Source organism: Janthinobacterium sp. HH104, from assembly GCF_001758715.1.
Lineage (GTDB): Bacteria > Pseudomonadota > Gammaproteobacteria > Burkholderiales > Burkholderiaceae_D > Janthinobacterium > Janthinobacterium aestuarii.
This window is the reverse complement of record NZ_LRIB01000007.1, coordinates 1-6,846: the sequence shown is the minus strand read 5'-3', so window position 1 is coordinate 6,846 and position 6,846 is coordinate 1. Positions and strand designations below refer to the sequence as shown.

General features: G+C 63.9%; 5 protein-coding genes and 1 pseudogene. 4 read left to right on the top strand and 2 right to left on the bottom strand.

Features of this window, described 5'->3' with window-relative positions; translation table 11 throughout:
* On the bottom strand, positions 1 to 4,265 hold a 4,265-nt coding region (locus tag JAB6_RS00655; protein WP_070300987.1), incomplete at its 3' end, for an IPT/TIG domain-containing protein.
* Positions 4,266 to 4,588: 323 nt separating this feature from the next.
* Here JAB6_RS00655 and JAB6_RS29620 point away from each other — a divergent pair.
* The 4 genes and pseudogenes from JAB6_RS29620 to JAB6_RS00640 all read left to right on the top strand — a co-directional run.
* Positions 4,589 to 4,765: pseudogene (locus tag JAB6_RS29620) on the top strand (phage tail protein); the annotation flags it as partial.
* Positions 4,766 to 4,864: 99 nt separating this feature from the next.
* The gene (locus JAB6_RS29615) at positions 4,865 to 5,122 is read left to right on the top strand and encodes a phage tail protein (RefSeq protein WP_254671398.1); all 258 of its coding nucleotides are present in this window, start codon (positions 4,865 to 4,867) and stop codon (positions 5,120 to 5,122) included.
* A 30-nt stretch (positions 5,123 to 5,152) separates the two neighbouring features.
* The gene (locus JAB6_RS00645) at positions 5,153 to 5,686 is read left to right on the top strand and encodes a phage tail protein (protein WP_034752120.1); all 534 of its coding nucleotides are present in this window, start codon (positions 5,153 to 5,155) and stop codon (positions 5,684 to 5,686) included.
* 48 nt (positions 5,687 to 5,734) lie between these two features.
* Positions 5,735 to 6,268: a phage tail protein gene (locus tag JAB6_RS00640; protein WP_070300985.1), complete on the top strand. Its 534-nt coding sequence runs from the start codon at positions 5,735 to 5,737 to the stop codon at positions 6,266 to 6,268.
* Between the two features lie 63 nt (positions 6,269 to 6,331).
* Here JAB6_RS00640 and JAB6_RS00635 read toward each other — a convergent pair whose 3' ends face one another.
* Positions 6,332 to 6,625 carry a hypothetical protein gene (locus JAB6_RS00635; protein WP_254671396.1) on the bottom strand — a complete coding sequence of 98 codons (294 nt, stop codon included), beginning with the start codon at positions 6,623 to 6,625 and terminating at the stop codon, positions 6,332 to 6,334.
* Positions 6,626 to 6,846 lie beyond the last annotated feature (221 nt).

Genomic DNA, 6,846 nt, shown 5'->3' with positions numbered 1-6,846 from the left:
ACGGTCAACGTAAAACTGCCGGCCGCCGTTGGCGTACCGCTGAGCAAACCGCTGCTGTTCAAGGTCAGGCCCGCTGGCAGGTTACCGCTCGATACCGTATACGCATACGGAGCGATGCCCCCGCTGGCCGCCAATTGCTGGCTGTATGCCGTGGCCACTTTCGGCGCCGGCAAGGTGCTTGGCGTCACCACGATTACGGGGGCGGCAACGCTCAAGGTGTAGCTGTTGGTAGCGCTGAACGGCGCCCCTGCCCCCGTGCTGCTGTCCATAACCTTGATGCTGACAGGGAAGCTGCCCGCCACATTGGTCGTACCGGACACCACGCCGGTCGATGCGTTCAGGCTCAAGCCGGCCGGCAAGGTACCGCTGGCCACGCTGAAGGTGTATGGCGCCGTGCCGCCGGCCGCCGTCAAGGTTGCTGTGTAAGCCGCTTCCGCCGTCGCATTGGGCAGGGTGGCCGGCGTCAGGCTGATATTGGGAATACCCACCGTCACCGTCACGGTGGCCGGTGCCGACGTGCCGCTGGCGTTGGTAACCGTATAGGTAAAGCTATCGGGACCGCCATAACCTGCCGTCGGCGTGTAGCTGATGCTCGTGCCGCTGGCCGTCGCCGTGCCATGCGATGCAGCGGATGCCACCGCGACCGACACCGCCGCGCCGCCGCTCAGGTTCAGGGTGATTGGATTGGCGCTGCTGCCGTACGCCACCGTGGCGCTGACGGCGCCGGCCACTGGAGCCGCCACCACCACCGTGCCGGAATAGGCACGCGAACCAGTGAAAGGGGCGCCGGCACCCGTGCTGCTGTCGGTGGCGGTAACGGTAAAGTTATACGCACCGATCGCCGTCGGCGTGCCGGACAAGGTACCGTCCGGCGCCAGGCTCAGTCCCGCTGGCAGGCTGCCAGCGCTGACGGCATAGTTATATGCCGCCGTGCCGCCGGTGGCGCTGATACCCTGGCTGAAGGCGACGCCAGTGGTCATTGCCGGCAGACTTGCAGGCGCGATGCTGATCGTCGGCGCCGCTACCGTCAGCGAATAGGCGCGTGCGCCCGAATACGGGCCGCTGCCCGTCGAACTGTCCGTGGCGAGCACGGTAAAGTTGAAGGTACCGCCCGCCGTTGGCGTACCCGACAGCACACCGGCGCTGGACAAGCTCAGGCCAGCCGGCAAGGCACCGGCGCTGATCGCGTACGCATATGGCGCCAAGCCGTTCGCTGCGCTGATGCTCTGGCTGTATGCAGCACCGATTGCTGCGCCGGGCACGGTTGCTGGCGCGACCGTCAAGGTCGGCGCACCGACGGTGATCGTCACGGTGGCCGGTGCCGACGTGCCACTGCCATTAGTGGCCGTGTAGGTAAAGCTGTCGCTGCCGCCATAACCTGCCGTCGGCGTGTAGGTGATGCTGGTGCCGCTGGCCGTCGCCGTGCCATGCGATGCAGCGGACGCCACAGCCACCGAGGTGGCGGCACCGCCGCTCAAGACCAGGGTGATCGGATTGGCGCTGCTGCTGTACGCCACCGTCGCACTGACTGCGCCGGCAACGGGCACCGCCACATAAGTGAACTGGTCCGCCGCACCGGCGGCGCTGGTGCCGCCAATCGTGGTCACGCGCACATCGACCGTGCCCGTGCCGGCGGGCGCCGTCGCCGTGATTTGCGAAGCGCTGTTGACCGTAAAGCCGGTCGCTGCCGTAGCGCCGAACGTTACCGCCGTCGCGCCGCTAAGATTCGCACCGGTGATGGTGACGCTGGCGCCACCGGCTGTGGGACCAAAGGTGGGGGAAATACCGCTCACCACCGGTGCACCCACATACGTGAACTGGTCCGCCGCGCTGGTGGCACTGGTGCCTCCAACCGTGGTGATGCGCACATCGACCGTGCCCGTGCCGGCCGGCGCCGTTGCCGTGATCTGCGAGGCGCTATTGACGGTAAAGCCGGTGGCCGCCGTGGCGCCAAAGGTCACCCCCGTCGTACTGGCAAAACCCGTGCCGGTGATGATGACCGTGGTGCCGCCCGTCGTGGGCCCCGCCGTCGGCGAAATGCTGCTGACCACCGGTGCCGCCACGTACGTGAACTGGTCCGCCGCGCTGGTCGCGCTGGTGCCACCCGTCGTCGTGACGCGCACATCGACCGTGCCGGCGCTGCCGGCTGGCGCCGTGGCCGTGATCTGCGTGGCGCTGTTGACCGTGTAGCCAGTCGCCGCCGTGGCGCCAAAGGTCACGGCCGTGGCGCCCGTAAAGCCCGAGCCCGTGATGGTGACGCTCGTGCCGCCGGTAACCGGACCGGCAGCGGGCGAAATGCTCGTCACCGCCGGCACTGCCGCGTAGGTGTACTGATTCCCGGCGCCGGTGGCGCTGGTGCCGCCGGCCGAAGTAACGCGCACGTTGACCGTGCCAGCAACGCCCGCCGGCGCCGTCGCCGTGATCTGCGTAGCGCTGTTGACCGTGTAGCCGGTCGCCGCCGTGGCGCCGAAGGTCACGGCCGTCGTGCCGCTAAAGCCCGTGCCTGTAATGATGACCGTGGTGCCGCCGGCAGTTGTGCCGGCGGTGGGCGAAATGCTGCTCACCACTGGTGCGGCCACATAGGTAAATTGATCGGCGGCGCTGGTGGCGCTGGTGCCGCCGGCCGTGCTCACGCGCACATCCACGGTACCCGTGCCCGCTGGCGCCGTCGCCGTGATCTGCGTGGCGCTGTTGACGGTAAAGCCCGTCGCCGACGTGGCGCCGAAGGTCACCGCCGTCGTGCCGCTAAAACCCGTACCGGTGATGGTGACGGTGCCGCCGCCAGTGGCCGGGCCGGCCGTGGGCGAAATGCTCGTCACCGTCGGCGCCGCCACATAGGTAAACTGGTCCGCCGCGCTGGTGGCGCTGGTGCCGCCCGTCGTGGTCACGCGTACGTCGACCGTGCCGCTGCCACTCGGTGCCGTCGCCGTGATCTGCGTGGCGCTGTTGACCGTAAAGCCGGTCGCTGCCGTGGCGCCGAAGGTCACGGCCGTGGCGCCCGTAAAGCCCGTGCCCGTGATGGTGACGCTGGTGCCGCCGGCGGTGGAACCTGCCGTGGGCGAAATGCTGGTGACCGTCGGCGCAGGAATATACGTGAACTGGTTGGCGGCGCCGGTGGCGCTGGTGCCGCCGCTGGCGGTGACGGTGACGTTCACGGTGCCGGCGACGCCGGCTGGCGACGTGGCGGTCATGGTCGTGGCGTTGACGACGGTAATGGCGACGCCATTGTTGGCGCCAAACTTCAGCGCCGTGACGCCCGTAAAGCCGGTACCGGTAATGGTGACAGCCGTGCCGCCAGTGCTGGGGCCGGACGCAGGCGTCACGCCTGTGATGGTCGGCGGCGGCTGGGCATTGATCACCAGGGAATAGCTTCTGGACGTGTTGTACGGTCCATTGCCGCCCGTGACATCGGTGGATTTGATCACAAAGTTATAGGTACCCAGGGCGGTGGGCGTGCCCGAAAGCAGGCCGCTGCTCGACATGTTCAGGCCCGTGGGCAAGGCACCCGACTCCACCACATAGGTATAGGGCGCGGTGCCATTCGCGGTCGACATCTGCTGGCTATAGGGCGTCGCCAAGCCTCCCGCCGTCAGGGTGGTGGGGGTGATGGACAAGATCGGTACGGCGATCGACACGGAATAGTTCTTGATGACCACCTGCGGCGTGCCCGGGGTCGAGTCGGTAACCTTGACGCCGAACACATAGGCGCCGGTAGCCGTCACGGTGCCGGAAATCACGCCGCTCGGCGATACGCTGATACCGGGTGGCAAGGTGCCGGAATCGAGCACATAGGTGTATGGAGCGATGCCGCCACTCGACGACATGGTCTGGCTGTAAGGTGTGCCAATCACGGGCGCGGTCAAACTGCCCGGCAACACCGTAAAGGCAGCCGCCGCGGGCGCGACTGTCACGGTGAAAGTCACCTCCTTGCTATCCTCGTCGAGCAGGATAAAACTGTCGGACAGCGCCCCGTCGCCATTGTTGATATAGGTGGCGATGCCATCGCTGTTATTGACGAGGCCTGTAATCGTGCCGTGCAAGGGCGTCGCGTTATTGTCAATCAGGCCGAATCCGCTGCAGGACGACAGGTCGATGATATGCGAGCCGCCCGAGGCGACTGAAAAACTCTGGCTGGCCGTACATTTCACGCTCGGCACGGCCTGCGCAGGATTGGCGACGAACGCCAGCATCAGCAGGCACAGCGCAGCGAACCACTGCCCGAGACGGCAAGCTAACAACGTCCCGCTGGCGCCGCGATCCGACATTCGTTTCCGATTTCCAGCAAACAAGGCGAGCAGAAAAGAAAGTGCCGGACGGCCGATGATGTCGTTGCAAATACGCGACATAGTTTCTCCAATACAGAGTTTTTCAGACAAAAATGAAGGTGATCTCAGGCCGTCAGCGCTGCCCATTCAGGGCTCTTCTACAGTGCCAACATATGTTGACGCTTGCCATATGACAACGTATGCTACTCCGAGATTTCAATAAAGTAACTATAACAAAAAGGGTTTTTTAAAACGCAACATTGATTGCAAATGGAAAATATTATTCGTTTGCCATTGAGCTGCATTCCAACCGTGGGAGAACGATGATGGCTGATGTGTATCTAGGACAAATCATGATGGGCGGCTTCAATTTTGCGCCGCGTGGCTTTGCAGCATGTAACGGGCAATTGCTGCCCATTGCGCAGAATCAGGCGCTGTTTGCACTGCTGGGTACCGCTTACGGGGGGAACGGCAGTAACACCTTTGCCTTGCCTAACTTGCAAGGCTGTACCCCGGTTGGCGCGGGTACTTCGGCCGATGGCGCGTGGCAACCATCGCCATACCAGATCGGTACACGGGCGGGGCAGGAGGCTGTCACCTTGCTACCGACCCAAATTCCGCCGCACACGCATGCGGCCAATGCGGTGACGACGCCGGGCACCTCGAAAAACCCCACCAATACCCTGTTTGGCGGCAGTGGCGCGGAATCCATCTACGGTTCGGCGGGGCCGCAAGTGACCCTGTCCAGCCAGACCTTGGCGTTGGCCGGCGGCAACCAGACGCATCCCAACATGCAGCCGTTCTCGGTCATCAACTTCAATATCGCTTTGAGCGGTATCTTCCCGTCGCGCAACTAACGAATCCGCCACCTCTTACGGAGCATAGTCATGACCACACCCTATGTCGGCGAAATTCGCCTGTTTGCCTTTTCCCGCATTCCCAGCGGCTGGTTCGCCTGCGACGGCAGCCTGAAATCGATCGCAGAGAATGAAGTCCTGTTCGCCCTGCTGGGTACCACCTACGGCGGCGACGGCGTCAACACCTTCGCCGTGCCCGACCTGCGCGGCCAGGTCCCTCTACACATGGGTACCGGCCCCGGCCTGAGCAACCGTCCCCTCGGGCAACGAAGCGGCAGCGAATCGGTGACCCTGCTGCCGACCCAGCTTCCTTTGCATACGCACCCGTTCAGTGTGAACAGCACCCTGGCGACCTCGAACGTGCCGGCGGCCAACCTGCTGCTGACTGCCCCGTCGAATAACGACAAGATGTACACGAGCGACCTGACCGGCCTGACCGCCTATGCACTGGCAAGCGCCGCCACGGGCGCGACAGGCGGCAACCTGCCGCACGAGAACACCATGCCAACCCTGACAGCGTCCTTTTGCATCGCATGGGCAGGCATTTTCCCATCGCCGCAATAACAGCCGGCACGCAAGCGCAGCCCCTAAAATCGATCAGGAGAACCTACCGTGACCTCACCATACCTTGGCGAAATACAAGTCTTCGGCTTCAATTTCACACCTTACGGATGGGCCAGCTGCAATGGCGCCACCCTGCAAATCCAGCAATACAGCGCGCTGTTTTCCTTGATCGGCACGCAGTATGGCGGCAATGGGACCACGACCTTCCAGTTGCCCAACTTCACGGGACGCGCGCCGTGCAGCCAGGGCCAGGGGCCGGGCCTGACGCCGCGCGTGATGGGCGAGACCTTCGGCACCAACAGCGTCACGTTGAACACCACGGAAATGCCGAACCACGCCCACCAACTCAATGTGTACCGCCAGCCCACCGCCGCCCTGCAGCACAACACACCGCTTCCGGGCGATGGCTTGATTGCCCTTGGCGGCACGTCCGCGTTCGTGCCGGCAACGCCACCCAATGTATCGCTGTCCCCGGCCGCGATCGGTAGTGCCGGTGGCGGCCAGGCGCACGAAAACCGCCAGCCGATGCTGGCGTTGAATTTCTGCATCGCGCTGCAAGGCGAATTCCCGTCATTCGACTAAGTTGGATTCATCCAGGCAGGCGGCGCCAGCGCGGTGCCGCCCTGCCCTTCTCGCGTACCGGCCTCAGTTGAATACTGCCTGGTACAGAAAGCCGTGGCTGTCACGCGCCACCGGCACCAAAAAGATACCCACCTCGCCAAACGCCTCATGCTGCATCTGGAAGATTTTCTGGCTGAACAGGATGGGGGAGCTATGGTGAAACAGCAGACTGAACGGCTTGCGCATCAAGCCCTCCAGGGTCGCTGACGGCAGCGGCTGCACTTCCTTCAGGACAAAGGCGGCATTGCCGTCACTGGCCGCAATAAACGTCTCGTTGATGCGCTCGGCAAAATGTTCAAGGGTCAGGACAGTCATCATTCCAGGTATTCCATTCCGTAAGCAGTGTGGTGAAGACGATGCCTGATTCTAATGGAATCATTGCCGCCCTGGCACGGCAATGACATGAAAAACCAGGCGCCACATGCGCCGCGGGGCGGAAGCACCGGCTCCCGCCCCGCGGCGTCACTTCCTTGATTCACAACGCTACTTGAGCGGCATCGCGATACCGAACATCACGGACTGGGTACGTCCGCTATCGA

What these genes read in the sequence shown, in the direction of transcription:
- JAB6_RS00645 (WP_034752120.1), top strand. Translation starts at nt 5,153, where the DNA reads ATGACCACACCCTATGTCGGCGAAATTCGCCTGTTTGCCTTTTCCCGC.
- JAB6_RS00635 (WP_254671396.1), bottom strand. Translation starts at nt 6,625, where the DNA reads ATGATGACTGTCCTGACCCTTGAACATTTTGCCGAGCGCATCAACGAG.